Annotated in this window: 7 protein-coding genes and 1 pseudogene; 7 read left to right on the top strand and 1 reads right to left on the bottom strand. The window is 35.5% G+C overall.

Annotated features, from left to right (window positions below; genetic code table 11):
- The 6 genes and pseudogenes from RWO76_RS05590 to clpP form a co-directional block, all read left to right on the top strand.
- A pseudogene (locus RWO76_RS05590) lies at positions 1–1,483 on the top strand (hypothetical protein); the annotation flags it as partial.
- Positions 1,484–1,874: 391 nt separating this feature from the next.
- Positions 1,875–10,058 carry an Ig-like domain-containing protein gene (locus RWO76_RS05585; RefSeq protein WP_314354684.1) on the top strand — a complete coding sequence of 2,728 codons (8,184 nt, stop codon included), beginning with the start codon at positions 1,875–1,877 and terminating at the stop codon, positions 10,056–10,058.
- Positions 10,059–10,267: 209 nt separating this feature from the next.
- Complete coding sequence (locus RWO76_RS05580) at positions 10,268–10,927, top strand: hypothetical protein (protein ID WP_314354683.1); 660 nt, start codon at positions 10,268–10,270, stop codon at positions 10,925–10,927.
- Positions 10,928–11,120: 193 nt separating this feature from the next.
- A complete protein-coding gene (locus tag RWO76_RS05575; protein ID WP_314354682.1) occupies positions 11,121–12,200 on the top strand; it encodes a rod shape-determining protein in 1,080 nt (359 codons plus the stop codon).
- Positions 12,201–12,211: 11 nt separating this feature from the next.
- Entirely contained in the window at positions 12,212–12,415 is a 204-nt protein-coding gene (locus tag RWO76_RS05570; protein WP_314354681.1) for a DNA-directed RNA polymerase subunit beta, read from the top strand.
- 80 nt (positions 12,416–12,495) lie between these two features.
- Positions 12,496–13,089: an ATP-dependent Clp endopeptidase proteolytic subunit ClpP gene (clpP, locus tag RWO76_RS05565; protein ID WP_314354680.1), complete on the top strand. Its 594-nt coding sequence runs from the start codon at positions 12,496–12,498 to the stop codon at positions 13,087–13,089.
- Positions 13,090–13,353: 264 nt separating this feature from the next.
- Here clpP and RWO76_RS05560 read toward each other — a convergent pair whose 3' ends face one another.
- Entirely contained in the window at positions 13,354–13,458 is a 105-nt protein-coding gene (locus tag RWO76_RS05560; protein ID WP_314348758.1) for a putative holin-like toxin, read from the bottom strand.
- Positions 13,459–13,787: 329 nt separating this feature from the next.
- On the opposite strand from RWO76_RS05560, the gene RWO76_RS05555 reads away from it, so the two are divergent.
- Complete coding sequence (locus tag RWO76_RS05555) at positions 13,788–15,464, top strand: hypothetical protein (RefSeq protein ID WP_314354679.1); 1,677 nt, start codon at positions 13,788–13,790, stop codon at positions 15,462–15,464.
- Positions 15,465–15,756 lie beyond the last annotated feature (292 nt).

Here is a 15,756-nt window from a genome sequence, read left to right as displayed (position 1 = left end):
CGTAGGAACACCAGATCCAGCGACAGTACAAGTGAAAGATAAGAATGGAACACCAGTAAAAGCTAACTACACACCAACAGTAACACCAGTCGTTCCAGAAGGAGTACCTGCAAAATCAACAGGTATCCAAGGTGAAAAACAAGAGGGAACACCAGAATTCAAACCAGGAAACCCTAATGTACCAATCGATGAAGAAGTAGCTCCAACATTAGAAGGTGCTGATGAAGAAGGTAAAGTTGTAGTACCAGGAGAAGGAACATACACAATCGACAAAGACGGTAAAGTAACATTCACTCCAGAACCACAATTTACAGGTACAGCAAAAGGAGTAACAGTAAAACGTGTAGATAAGAATGGAACACCAGTAACGGCTAAATACACACCAACTGTTATACCAGTAACTCCAGTTGGAAAACCTGCAGAATCAACAGGACTTCAAGGTATGAAGCAAGAAGGAACACCAGAATTCAAACCAGGAAATCCTAATGTACCAATTGATGAAACAGTAGCACCTGTTTTAGAAGGTGCAGACAAAGATGGTAAAGTTGTAGTACCAGGAGAAGGAACTTATACAATCGACAAAGACGGTAAAGTAACGTTTACTCCAGAACCACAATTTGTAGGTACAGCAAAAGGAGTAACAGTAAAACGTGTAGATAAGAACGGAACACCAGTAACGGCTAAATATATACCAACTGTTACACCAGTAATTCCTAAAGGTGAACCAACAAAAACTGTTAATAGTAAAGGTGTAACACAAACAGGAAAACCTACATTTGAAGCTGCAAATGCTAATACACCAATTGATGAAAAAGTAGCTGCAACATTCGAAGATGGTTCAACAGAAAAAGTAGTACCAGGAGAAGGTAAATATACAGTATCACCAGATGGAACAGTAACATTTGTTCCAGAAAAAGATTTTGTTGGAAAAGCCAAAGGTGTTATTGTAAGACGTGTAGATACAGCTGGAAATCCAATTACAGCAATGTACTTACCAGTTGTAACTCCAGAATTACCGGAAGCACACCCAGAATTTACTACTAATTATCAAGGTGTAACACAAACAGGAAAACCAAACTTTGTACCTGCAAGCTCTAATACAGCTATTGATGAAAAAGTGCCTGCAACATTCGAAGATGGTTCAACAGTAAAAGTAGTACCAGGAGAAGGAACTTATACAGTATCACCAGATGGAACAGTAACATTTGTTCCAGAAAAAGACTTCATTGGAACTGCTAAAGGAGTACTTGTAATGCGTGTCGATATAGATGGAAATCTAATATTCGCAGCATATATTCCAACAGTAACTCCTAATAAACCAGAAACTGAAACAAATTCTTCACCAGCTACTCAAGAAAAAGTATCTCGTCAAGAATTACCACAAACAGGAACTGGTTCAGAATTCGCAATCTTTGGAGCAGCTGCAACAGCAATCCTAGCAGGTTTAGGAATGGTAGCTCCAACAAAAAAAGATGAAGAATAATGATTTATAAATAGATATTAGTCTATTATTTAGAAACACTCTCGAGAAATCGGGAGTGTTTTTTGATGAGTGAATGTAATGAACAAATAAAATTTCAGAAAAAAGTAAAAGAAAAGTTAGTAATAAAAAGAAATAATGTTATAATTGGAAGAATTATTTGGAAAGAGTATTTTCATGATAATCAATGAATAAAAAAATATATCGCAGACGATTAATTAATAATTATATATTCTATTGTGAAAAAAAGATATAATAACTTCTAAAACGTCTTAAAATATAAAATATTATTATTTTATATTGATTTTATATTGTGAATACTATATAATAATATTGCTTTAGTTATAAAAAAACTGAAGATGTATATAACTTAAATATTTAAAGGAGATGAATTATGGGTAAGAATAATAAGCAAACAGTCACGAAACGATTCCAACGTTTTGGAATTCGTAAGTTTAATCAAGGCGTAGCCAGTGTTATGATTGCAAGTGGAATGTTCTTTTTAGCAGGTGGTATGGTATCTGCGGACGAAGTAACTCCATCAAAAGCAACAGAAACAACTGCAGTAGCTGAGAAAAAAGAAGAAGCAGTGAATGCTGAAAAACAGGAAGCAACAACTGCTGCAAAACATGAAACAGCATCAGCTAAAAAAGAGGAGGCAGCAATTGTTGAAAAACAAGAGGCAACTCCTAAAAAAGAAGAAGCTACAAATCGTCCATCGATTGTAGAAAAAGTAAAGAAAGATATTTTAAAAGCAAGTGTTAATACTTTAGAAGAAAAGTTGAAATCAGCACAAGACGCAGATTCAACAGCGGTTCAAACTGCACGTGAAGTGTTAGCTTCAGCAAAAGCAGTTTTAGAAAATGATTCAGCTACTTTAGAAGAAGTAAATGCACAAACAGAAGCAGTAGTTGCATTAAGTACAGTCGTTACTGAAGCTAAAGCTCAAGCTTTTGATAAAAAGTTAGAAGAAAAGAAAGCTGAAGAAGCAAAAGCTAAAGAAGAAACTGCAACAACAGAAGAAAAAGAAGTTGAAGCAGTTAAAACTCAATTAACACAAGTCGCTTCAGAAGCAGAAGTAACAAATACTCTTGCAAAAACTGAAGTAAGCAAAAAAGAAGTTAACGATGAAGCAAAAGTTGCTATTGAAAAAGCAGTCGTAGCTAATGCAGAAGCGTTAAAATTAGCAAAAGAAGTATTAGCAAACAAAAACGCAACTAAAGCACAAATCGATAATAGCTTAGCTCAATTAGATGCATCTATTAAAGCGGTATATAGTCAATTAGAAAACGCAGGAGCTAAACGTAATGATAAATTCGAAGTGAATTTACCAGATGCGCAAACAACTCCACTCAAAGATGCAAGTACAGAAACTGGTAAAAAATGGTTAGCAGATCATGGATATTCTTCATTAGCAGATATTCCAATCTTAAATAAAGGTAAAGATGACAAAGCTATCCAAAACTTAGGAAAACAAATCCAATGGTTAGATTTTTCTGATACAGCAGCATGGACTAATTTAAAATCTAATGGTCAGTTACAAGTAGGTTCTGTATTTACAAAACAATTAATTCCTGGTTATATCGTTAAATTGACGGTTAAGGAATTAAAACCATTCCATGCAACTGAGATTTATAAAAATCGTGTAGCTGGAACTGCAAATGAAGATACTTATGATGCTTCTGCTCCAAACGTATTTAAAGATGGACAAGCGAATGGTATCGGTGGTTCAGCTCAAACAAATTGGTCTCATATTAAAAATGCTGGTCTTGATTCAACTCCACATAAAACTACTATAGCAGGAACAAATGATAGAGCAGAACAAAAAAATGGTACTATTGGAGGGGTAGTTTTTAAAGTTGAAGCTACTTACAATGGTAAAGAAACAAAACCTGGTATCGTTATGACTACAGGGGAAGATATTGGGGATGCTGAATCTGAAATTTATACAACAAATGGTACACCATGGGACTTAGTTGCAATGGTTGGTAACGAATCAGAAACAAAACCTTATAACCCACTATCAAAATTAAAAAATGTAACAAGTCCAAACTTATTCTCTACAGCGAGCGCAGGAGTTCAAAAAGCATTAGCTAATGGTAGTTTTGCAACTCCAGATGCGGCGACAGGTGGATTAGGTTCACAAGTGTTTGGTGGATACCAAGATAATGGTGGACGTGCAACTCCTATCGTTGCAACAGCTGGTCCTTCAGAAGTAGGTATGTTCATGATTTCTGGTGGTGCTCAATCATCTATGATCGGTATTAAGTTATCTGACTTCGGAGATCTTCCAGAATCATACGGAACTGCAGAACACTTCATCAGAACGGAGGCATTAAACTACAAAACAAACACAATCGAAGAAATACAACAACCATACTTAGGTAAAGTGAAAGCTGACCCTGAGGCAGTTAATGGTACTCGTGTAACTGGAGTAGGTTCAGATGATGAAACTGATTCTGCTGATGAAGGTGTAGATCAATTAGTATCTGCAGAGAACGTAGTAAACAACAAAGATACAGGACGCCCAGAAGTTCAATTAATTAGAGGACCAGAAAACACTTATAAAGTAAAAGTTATTGCTTCAGTGAATGGTAATGATAAATATAAAGGAACTAATGAGAATGCATATGTTCGTGGATTTATCGATTTCAATGGAAATGGTAAGTTTGATAAAGGTGAAGAATCAAATGTCGCAGAAGTATCTGCAAATGGTCAAGAAGTAGAATTAACATTTACGAATACTCAAGTAGTTGACACAAGTAAAGATACTGTTAACTTCCGTGTTCGTATCGCAAAAGATAGAAAACAAGTAGAATCACCAACAGGAATTGCTTATACAGGGGAAGTTGAAGATAACCAAATCCAAGTAGTTCACCCACCACGTGGAGACTATGAAGAAACTACTGGTAAACAAGGTGAAAAACAAAACATTGGTATCGAGTTTATTAACCGTGTAGAAGCTGATGCATCTGAATTAGGTTCTAACAATGGAAAAACTACATTCAATGCTTATGGTAAAATTAGCTATACTGAACAACGTAACTCAATTAGTTTAGCATCAACTAAGAAAGTTCAAACTGAAGGTGTAATGATCGTAGATCCTAATGGAAATTTAGTTAAATCATATACTAAAGCAGGACAAGGTACTTATGAAGTAACTGACACTGGTGTAACATTTACTCCAGAACCTCAATTCGTAGGTAAAGCGGATGGTATCGTACTTCGTGCGGTAGATACTAACGGTGAGTCAACTGGATGGACTGCATTAACAGCTCAAAACAAACTAGCTAATGTTAATGATGGTACACACACAACTACTACAAAAACTATGGATGCAGTTTATGTACCGAACGTAACTCCAAAAGAAATCACTGCAAATCCTGAAACATCAACAGATGTTCAAGGTAAAGAACAGAAGAAAACTCCAACATTCACAGCAGGAGCAGGAACAGACAATGCTACACCTGTAACTCCAAGTGCACAGTACCCAGCTAAATTAGTAGATCCAAAAACTGGCGCTAAAGTTGACTCTGTAACGGTTGATGGAGAAGGAACTTACACAATTAACCCAACAACAGGTGAAGTAACATTCCAACCACTTCCAACATTCACAGGAACAGCTTCAGGTGTTGACGTAACATTAACAGCACCAGTAGGTCAAGATAAAGATGGTCAACCTGTAACAGCGACAGCTACTACAAAATACACTCCAACAGTAACTGCTGTAGAACCAACAGCTAAACCAGCAGACTCAGCAGGAGTACAAGGTGAAACTCAAAAAGGAACTCCTACATTCACAGCAGGAAATGCAGAAGTACCAATTAAAGAAAACTCTCACAAGCTTCTAGATAAAGAAGGAAATGAAGTTCAACCTGGACAAACAACTCCAGCATACGCTGAAGATGGAGTCACTCCAGTAGGTACTTACTCAATCGACCCAGCGACAGGTGAAGTAACATTCACACCAACTGATAAAACTTACACTGGTAAAGTAACACCAGCTAAAGTACAAGCAGAAGATAAAAACGGAACTAAGGTAAACACTACTTACACTCCACATATCGTAGGTGTCACACCAACAGCAACACCAGCGGAATCTTCAGGTATCCAAGGACAGCCACAAGATGGAACAGTATCATTCACTAAAGGTGAAACAACAATCGAAGGTGAGAAAAAATCAGTTCCAATCAAAGCTAACTCAGCGGTTCTACTTGATGCTTCAGGTAATCCAGTAGCACCAGGTACTCCAGTAGACGCTTTAGATCCAGAAGGAAACAAAGTAGGGGAATACACAATTGATCCAGCTACTAACAAAGTAACATTCACACCAACTAACAAAGAATACAAAGGTAAAGTACAGCCAGCTAAGGTTCAAGCAGAAGACGAAAATGGAACAAAAGTTTCAACAACTTACACTCCATCTATCGTAGGTGTCACACCAACTGCTTCACCAGCTGAAACAACTGATGTACAAGGTGTTGAACAATCTAAAGAAGTAACATTTAAGCCTGGTAAAGCAACTGTTAATGGTGTTGAAAAAGAAGTGCCAATCGACACTACTTCATATAAACTATTAGATGAAAATGGACAACCGAAAGATTCAGTACCAGCTAAAAATCCAGCAGGAGATGTTATTGGTACTTACACACTAAAAGTTGTAGACGGTAAAGTAACTGCGGTGTTTACACCAACTGATAAAACATACGCAGGTGAAGTTGAACCAGTTACTATCCAAGCTAAAGATACAAATGGAACTCCAGTAACAACAACTTACACTCCAAACATCACTCCAGTAGAACCAACAGGAAAACCAACAACAACTGAAGGTGCACAAGGACAACCTCAAGAAGGAACTCCAACATTCACTCAAGGTGACGATAAAGTTCCTATGAAGATTGATGCTGAACAACCAGCTAAATTAATCGACCCAGATACTGGAAAACCAACTGATGCAACAACAATCCCAGCGAAAGACGCTAAAGGAAATACAGTTGGTACTTACACAATTGATCCATTAAGCGGTAAAGTAACATTCACACCTAATAAAGATTTCGTGGGGACTCCAGTACCAGCAACAGTTCAAGCGAAAGATGCGAATGGAACTCCTACAACTGCTACTTATACACCAACAGTTAAACCAGTGACTCCAGTAGGTGTGAATACATTTACGGAAGATATTCAAGGGGCACCTCAAAGTGGCAAACCAGAATTCAAACCTGGTAAAACTACAATTGATGGTAAAGAAGTAGAAGTACCAATGGATGATAATACTCCAGCTAAATTAGTTGACCCAACTACAGGACAAGAGGTTACTAGCGTAACAATTCCAGGAGAAGGAACTTATACAGTAGATCCAGATGGAACAGTACACTTCACTCCAGAGCCACAATTCCACGGTAAAGGTAGAACATTAACTGTAGTTCGTCAAGATACTAACGGAACAAAAGTTACAGCAGAATACACAGCTGTAGTACACCCAGCATCTCCAGAAGGAACAGAAGTTGAAACTGCAGGTGTTCAAGGTAAAGAACAAAGTGGTAAACCAAACTTCATCGGTGGTAAAGTAACGATTGACGGTGTTGAAAAAACTGTTGAAATCGATAATAATGTACCAGCGAAACTAATTGATCCTAAGACAGGTCAAGAAGTAACAACTGTAACAATTGACGGAGAAGGAACTTACACAGTTGCAGAAGATGGAACTGTAAGATTCACTCCAGATAAAAACTTCAAAGGTAAAGGTACTGAATTAACAGTTAAACGTGTTGACAAAAATGGTACTCCAGCACTTGGTAAATACTCAGCGGTAGTAATCGGGGTGAAACCAACTGCAGAACCATCAGTAACTTCAGATATTCAAGGTCAAACTCAAAGCCAACTAGTTAAATTCAAAGGTGGGGTAGTTGAAGTTGAAGACCCAATGACTAAAGCTAAAACTGAAGAAGTAGTAGCAATCGATCCAACAACTTACACACTACTTGATGAAAAAGGACAACCAGCTACAGAAGTACCAGCTAAAGATCCAAAAGGAAATGTAATTGGTAAATATACTCTTACAACAGAACCTGGTAAAGATCCAGTTGCAGTATTCACTCCAACAGATAAAACTTACTCAGGAGAAGTTAAACCAGTAACAGTTCAAGCGAAAGATACAAATGGAACAGCTGTAACAACAACTTACACTCCAAATATCACGCCTGTTAAACCAACTGCGAAAGGAACAACTTCTGAAGGTGCACAAGGTCAAGAGCAAAGCGGAACTCCTACATTTACTGAAGGAAACACTAAAGCTCCAATCGATCCAACTGTACCAGCTAAACTAATCGATCCAGAAACTGGTGAACCAACTGATGAAACTTCAGTAGAAGTACCAGGAGAAGGAACTTACACAATCAACCCAGAAACTGGTGAAGTAACATTCAAACCAGAACCAAACTTCACAGGTAAAGCACAAGGTGTTGAAGTTCAACGTAAAGATACAAACGGAACTCCAGCTACAGCTAAATACATACCAACAGTTAAACCAGTAACACCAAAATCAGATGACGTAGTATCTGAAGATGTACAAGGTGCTAAACAAACTGGAACTCCAGTATTCACACCAGGTAAAACAACAGTTAACGGTAAAGATGTAACTGTAGAATTATCTGATGAACCAGCTAAATTAGTAGATCCGAAAACAGGAGAATCAGTAGATTCTGTAACAGTTCCAGGAGAAGGAACTTACACAGTAGCTCCAGACGGAACTGTAACATTCACTCCAGAAAAAGACTTCACAGGTAAAGCTAGTGGTGTAACAGTTAAACGTACTGACAAAAATGGTACAGAAGTAACAGCTAAATACACACCAACAGTTAAACCAGTAACACCAACTGCAGAAGGTGTAACAACAACTGATGTTCAAGGAGCTAAACAAACTGGTAAACCAGAATTTACAGCAGGTAAAACAACAGTTAACGGTGTAGAAAAAACTGTAGAACTTGATAATACTAAACCAGCTACATTCGAGGATGGTTCAACTACGAAAGAAGTGCCAGGAGAAGGAACTTACACAGTAGCTCCAGACGGAACTGTAACATTCACTCCAAATAAAGACTTCACAGGTCAAGCTAAAGGTGTAACAGTTAAACGTGTTGACAAAAACGGAACACCAGTAACAGCTAAATACACTCCAGTAGTATTACCAGTAACTCCAACAGGTAAAGACGTAACATCAATCGGTGAAAAAGGACAACCTCAATCAGAAACTCCAGTATTCACACCTGGAACTACTAAAGTAAACGGTAAAACTGTAACAGTACCAATCGATGAAACAGTAGCTCCAACTCTTGAAGGTGCTGATAAAGATGGTAAAGTAGTAGTACCAGGAGAAGGGACTTACACAATCGATAAGAATGGTAAAGTAACGTTCACTCCAGAAAAAGACTTCGTAGGAAAAGCTAAAGGTGTAACAGTTAAACGTGTTGACGAAAACGGAACACCAGTAACAGCTAAATACACACCAACAGTATTAGGTAAAACAACTACAGAAAACGTAGTATCTGAAGGTGCTAAAGGACAACCTCAATCTAATACTCCAGTATTCAAAGGGGATGTAGATGCTACAGTAGCTCCAACATTTGCTGATGGAACAACTGAGAAGAGAGTACCAGGAGAAGGAACTTATACAATCGATGCGAATGGTAAAGTAACATTTACTCCAGAACCAAACTTTGTAGGAACAGCTACTCCAGTAGAAGTTGTACGTAAAGATAAGAATGGAAGAACTATCAAAGCTTCTTACACACCAACAGTACAACCTAATACGAAATTTGTAGTAGTTGGAAAAGATGGTAAAGAAACAGAATTAATCCCATCTAAAAATGGTATTAACCCATCAGAAAGTATTCCAGGATATAAAGTTGTTAAGACTGAAACAGATGAAAAGGGAAATACAAAACATATCTATGAACCAGTAACAACTAAATTCTTAGATAAGAATGGAAACCCAATTCCAGCAACAACAACCGAAGAAGGAACAAAAGATCCTAAGAATATCCCAGGATATAAAGTGGTAGAAACTAAGAAACTTCCAAATGGGGACATTGAATATATTTACGAAAAATTAACAACTTCTTATATTGATGAAGAAGGGCACGAAATTCCAGGAAATCCAACTGAAGATGGAGTATATCCAAATAAAGCAATCCCAGGATATAGATTGGTAGAATCAACTATAACTCCAGAAGGAGATGTAGTAAATGTTTACGCACCAATTCAAACATTCTTTAAAGATAAAGATGGAAATAGTATTCCAGGATTCCCTGTCGAAAAAGGAACAACTCCTAAGAAAGAAATTCCAGGATACGTATTTGTAGAAACTAAGATTTTACCAAACTCTGATATAGAGCATATCTATGAAAAAGTATCTTCAATGCCTGTAGAAAAACCAGTACTTCAAGAAAAAGTGGCACGTCAAGAGTTACCACAAACAGGTACAGGACAAGAAACAGCATTCTTAGGTGCAGCAACTAGTGCAATCTTAGCAGGATTAGGACTTGTAGCTCCAAAAAGAACTAAAAAAGACGAAGAATAAGATTACTTTGTAAAAAGTCTAATTTTTCATATGACACCCTCGAGAAATCGAGGGTGTTTTTAGTTGTTAATAAATGTTCTTGAAAGAGAATGTTAGTAGTATTTTTTGGTAAAAAATCTCTGTAAAGAGTGCTATAATAACAATGAATTACAGATATTTGCTGTAAATAGAGTAATAATAAAACTTATTAAATTGGGAGGTTGATAGTTATGATGTTTTCTGATGATCGAAAATTTGCCCTTAGTGGTTGGTTTCAAGTACATGAAAGAGAGTTATACAATAGACGCTTTAAATTACAAATCTTTTTGATGTTATATGAATTTTTCTCTGAAATAGAAAATGACGAATCGGATTTGAATTTTCTATTTGGAGTAGAAAAAGGTCCGGTTTTTGGGGCTGTATGGGATGATTATGGTACAATTTGCGATGGCTTTCACATTTCTTCTAAATATAGATATGAAAAAAAAGTCATTAATGTAAATGAAAATAGAGCAAAGAGATGTGCATTTATCGTTCAAATACTGACAGAAGAAGAATGGTCCAGTTTGATGAAGAAGTTAAATATTTACAAAGCAAAAGAAAGTGAAATTTTGAAACATAAATATAAAATAGCGGAGTTAGACTTGGCTGATTTGAATGATGAGGATATCAATCTGATAACGATGCTGAATAATCTGTATTCTAGTGAACTAGTTGAAAATAGTGAGATTATTACAGTAAAAAAGAAAATTTTCGTAGTTTCAAAAGTTGATTACGAGAATATTATTCAGAATCATATGGAGAGATTAGAGAAATTAGCGAAAAAACCCAAGTTATATAATCCCGTGTTCGTTAAATTAGATGATGAAGGGGAGCTTGTAGTAGAATAGATAGAAAAAATCTGTTAAATATTTGTTTGCAAAGCTTACAGTTAGTAATTTGATTTTTTAAAAATAGTCCATCTTAGAAAAGTATGGTATAATAATGATTAACTATGAATAAATGTGTAGTAACAGATTTAGGTCATAGGTGTAAGAGAAGATTAATGATAAATATAATAAATAGAATAAGAAAGGAAAACCTATGGCAAGAGATATTGGAATTGATTTAGGGACTGCAAATATTTTAATTTATTTAAAAGACCGTGGAATCATCTTAAATGAACCATCATTAGTTGCTGTTGATGATAAAACGAATACAGTGATTGCAGTTGGTGAAAAAGCTTACCAAATGTTAGGTAGAACACCAAGAGATATTTCAGTTATTCATCCACTAAAGGGTGGTGTTATTGCGGATATTTCAGTAACAGAACAATTATTAGAAATGTTTATTCAAAAATTACATTTAAATGCATTTTTTCAAAAGCCAGATATTTTAATTTGTACGCCAACAAATGTAACAACTGTGGAACAAAAGGCTATTATTCAAGCTGCGATTAAGTGCGGTGGACATTCAATTTATTTAGAAGAAGAACCAAAAGTTGCAGCAGTAGGCGTTGGTTTAGATATTTTCTCACCTTCTGGGAATATGATTGTTGATATTGGTGGAGGAACAAGTGATATTGCAGTACTTTCGATGGGAGCTACTGTATCTAGCCGTTCGATTAAGTTAGCTGGAGATGATATGGATCACCAAATTATGGATTATATCAAAGAGAAGTATCAGTTAATTATCGGTGAGAGAACAGCAGAAGCGATTAAGATGGATTTAGGTTCTGCAGTAGAAGTGGAAACACAGTCTGATATGATTATTAAAGGTCGCGATATGACAACTGGATTACCGAAGACGGTAACGATTTATACAAATGAAATCTATCATTGCTTAAAAGAAATTTTAGATACGATTTGTGAAGAAACACGTCTCGTATTAGAAGATACACCTCCAGAATTAGCAGGAGATATTATTGAACGAGGAATTGTGGTAACTGGTGGTGGAGCTTTAATTTATGGTATTGACCGTATGTTATCCGAACGATTACAAGTTCCAGTATTTTTAGCAGATAATCCATTGGAAAGTGTTGCTATTGGAACAGGAATTTTATTAGATCGTATTAAGAAAGAACGCGGTCTATTTGATGGGTTTAGACGTTTATTTTCTTCCAAACGTGTAGTTATGAATCCAACAGCGAATGTATTTGATGATAATACGAGTCGTCATTCGTAAGAGGTGAGGACATGTTTAAGAGATTAGAACATTTTTATAATAGCAAGCCATTTTTTTTAATCGTAATGATTCGAATTGCCTTATTTTTGGGATTAGCTTTGATTCTTTTTATTTTAGGGCTTATGATTGGTTATAGTATCCTTGGTGGCGGAGGTAGTCCTTTCTCAGTATTTTCATGGGAAATTTGGCAGAAGATTTTTGATTTTATTCAATAAGCATTATCTTTGACCTTTATTGACAAATTCGTTACACTAATAGAGAAATTGAAATTTTAAAGAGAGATGGAGGATTCAACATGAATTTAATTCCTACAGTTATTGAGCAGTCATCGCGTGGTGAACGTGCTTATGATATTTATTCAAGATTATTAAAAGATCGTATTATTATGGTTAGTGGGCCAATTCAAGATGATATGGCAAATGCAATCATTGCGCAATTATTATTTTTAGATGCACAAGATCCTGAAAAAGATATTTATATGTATATTAACTCTCCAGGAGGAAGTGTTACAGCAGGACTAGCAATTTACGATACGATGAATTTTATTAAAGCAGATGTTCAAACAATTGCGATGGGATTAGCAGCTTCAATGGGTTCATTCTTATTAACAGCTGGCACAAAAGGAAAACGTTATGCGTTACCGAATGCTGAAATTTTAATTCACCAACCTTTAGGTGGAGCTCAAGGACAAGCCACTGAAATTGAAATTGCAGCTCGTCAAATTTTAAAAACTCGTGAACGTTTAAATGCGATTTTAGCAAAACAAACAGGGCAAAAACTTAAAACAATCGAGAAAGATACAGATCGTGATAATTATATGACTGCTCAAGAAGCGTTAGAATATGGCTTGATTGATGCAATCATGACAAACTCAAAAGATTTACAATAGTAGATAGGATGGAGTCGCCGATTTCTTAGGAATGAGGCGACTTTTTTTGTGTGATGATGAGAGTGGTAGCTAGTTGTAGATAGTTTTAATCGGATAGAAAAACTTAGATTTACTAAAATTTGCAATTCGTTTTGTTTTTGGTATAATAAAGATACAAAAAGAGCCGAGCGGTAACTCGACTCTAATGTAGACCGTTGAAAAGACGGTGGCTAAATGTTGATATTATAAATAACGTCGCTCAATTAGTCCAAGTTTAGAGCGGTGTTATTTTTTTGTCTTAATTTCTATCAGTTTGACAACAAGCGCTACTAATGCAACTAGTAGAGTCGCAAAAGAACATACCAGTGTCAATGCTTCATAGACTGACAAAGTACAACCTCCTTTCGATAGATTTTAAACAGATGCCCATAAGCATCACCTACCTTTATAAGAGATTGCCACCGCTTTAAAACTTTCTACGCAGAGAGTGTACCATAAATGAATTGCGAAAAACAGTATAATGTGACAAAATTTATATGCTTCATAGAGGAAATACCGTTTTCCAAAGATCATATTGGGAGACGGTATTTTTTATGGACAAATCGCTATTTACCAAAAATCATCATCTAAACCACTCTAGATAATAAAATCATTCCAAAGTAGTATGGACAGTTCTATAAGATAAACCTATAATGAAGACAATAAAAGGGGGAATACAAATGAAAGATGTAACCAATAGTGCTAATCGAAGTGCGAGAAATCAACAAGGAAAGAGTTTTCGATTGAATTTTTCAAAATCAATTTTATATGTCATTGCAGTAGTTATTATTGCACTCTACTATTATAAAAATCTACCACCAATTCACTATGCTTCACCTGCTTTTTGGGTGTTTTTAGCCTTAATTTTAGTATTAGTCGGAGCAATTGAATGGGTGACAGGAGCTAGTATTGCTTTTAAAACTAGTACTAGTAAGTTTTCTTGGGAACAAGTGAATCAATCTAAAAGTCACATAGTCTCTAAAGTTGTGTTATCTATAGTCGGAGTTTTAATCGTTATTGCTGCGGCAAGTCATTTTATCTTGTCTCCATTATTTTTTGCTGAATCTTATTCTAAAATGATTCAAGTTCAAAATGCAGACTTTGCGACGGATTTTCCTAAGACAGATGTGACACAAATTCCATTAATTGATCGTGACACAGCTTCAAGATTAGGCAATCGTCGAATCGGAGCTTTGACAGATCTAGTTTCTCAATTCGAAGTGGCAGAAGATTATACACAAATTAATATTCAAAATCATCCGTATCGTGTATCTCCATTGAAATATGCAGGATTTTGGAAATGGTTCTCCAATCATCAAGATGGAATTCCAAATTATATGCAAGTAGATATGGTTACTGGGGATGTAGAAGTGAAGAAACCAGATCAACCAATTCGTTATAGTGAAGCAGAGTATTTCAACCGTAATATTCATCGTCATTTACGTTTCCATCATCCATTTACTTTATTTGGTAGTCCAAGTTTTGAAGTAGACGATGAAGGAACTCCGTATTATATTGCTTCAACGTATAGTCGTAACTTTTTTTTAAGAGAACCAGAAGTGAATGGTTTAATTACGGTGAATGCTTTAACAGGTGAAAGTAAGCATTATAATTTACAAGAAATTCCTCATTGGGTAGACCGTGTGTATAGTGCGGAATTAATTTTACATCAGTTAGAAATGAATGGAAAATATAAATTAGGATTCTGGAATACGATTTTCTCTAAAAAAGGAGTGACAGTTCCTACAAAAGGGTATAATTACTTACCAATGAATGATGATATTTACCTTTATACAGGAATTACTTCGGTGGCTTCTGATAATTCAAATATTGGATTCGTATTAGTCAATACTCGTACAAAAGAAGCAAAAATGTATCCAGTATCTGCAGCAGAAGAATTCTCAGCAATGAGTTCTGCAGAAGGTAGTGTTCAAGAAACAGGCTATAAAGCAACCTTCCCACTACTGATAAGTTTAAATGGCAAACCGATGTATATTTTATCCTTAAAAGATAGTTCAGGACTGATTAAAAAATATGCGTTAATTGATGTAGAAAATTATCAAAACGTTTATGTAGAAACAAGCGTCAGTCGTTTAATTCAAAAATATGAACAATCTGCACCAACGGAAGAAGTTGGAACAGATAGTGATGATCATTTAACAAGTGTGACAGGAAAAGTTCAAGATATCCAAGGTGTCGTTATCAATGGAAATACGATTTACTACTTATTAGTAGATGATAAAGTCTATCGTGCTCCAGCGACAATTCAAAATCGTTTACCATTCTTAGAAAAAGAAAAACAAGTAGAAATGCAAGTAACTCCTCATGGAGAAGTTAGAAGTATTGTGATTAAATAAATAATTAAAAGAAGTATTTAGAAAAAATTCTAAGTACTTCTTTTTTATACATTTTAATAAAAGAAGTGAACTAGCAACAATGAGGCGAGAAAAGTCATTAAATAAAAAATTAGGAAGAAATTTAGAAATAAAAGTGAAAAAAATAACAAAAGTATTGACAAATGTAGACAGGTAGTTTAAAATGTTTCCGCTAAAAAGACTATCGATATAATTGCTTATATATTTAATGGTTTTCTTTAGCAAAATAAAAACATATTTATATCTCTTTAAAATACATAGTGTATATAAGAAA

Origin of the sequence: uncultured Granulicatella sp. (assembly GCF_963521425.1) — a bacterium.
Lineage (GTDB): Bacteria > Bacillota > Bacilli > Lactobacillales > Aerococcaceae > Granulicatella.
The sequence above is the reverse complement of the archived record's forward strand: the minus strand, read 5'-3'. Positions and strand labels throughout refer to the sequence as shown.